Origin of the sequence: Geitlerinema sp. PCC 9228, from assembly GCF_001870905.1 — a bacterium.
Classification (GTDB): domain Bacteria; phylum Cyanobacteriota; class Cyanobacteriia; order Cyanobacteriales; family PCC-9228; genus PCC-9228.
On the sequence record NZ_LNDC01000208.1, the window covers coordinates 618 to 826 of the forward strand.

A 209-nucleotide genomic window follows, 5' to 3' on the forward strand; every position below is an offset into this window, starting at 1 on the left:
GAGGCTGGCGGCGACGGAGGGGTGTTGTTCGCCCAGTAGGCGTTTTCTCATCTCCAGAGCTTGGCGGTAGAGGGGTTCCGCTTCCTCGTACCTGCCTTGGTCTTTGTACAAAATTGCCAAACTGCTGAGGCTGGTGGCGACATCAGGGTGTTGCTCGCCCAATAGGCGTTTTCTCATCTCTAGAGCTTGGCGGTAGAGGGGTTCCGCTT

At 57.4% G+C, this 209-nt stretch carries 1 protein-coding gene; it reads right to left on the reverse strand.

Going from position 1 to position 209, the window contains the following annotated elements; all coding sequences use genetic code 11:
• Positions 1 to 209, reverse strand: a 209-nt coding sequence (locus tag AS151_RS22965) for a tetratricopeptide repeat protein (protein ID WP_343327452.1), incomplete at both ends; no start/stop codon positions are given.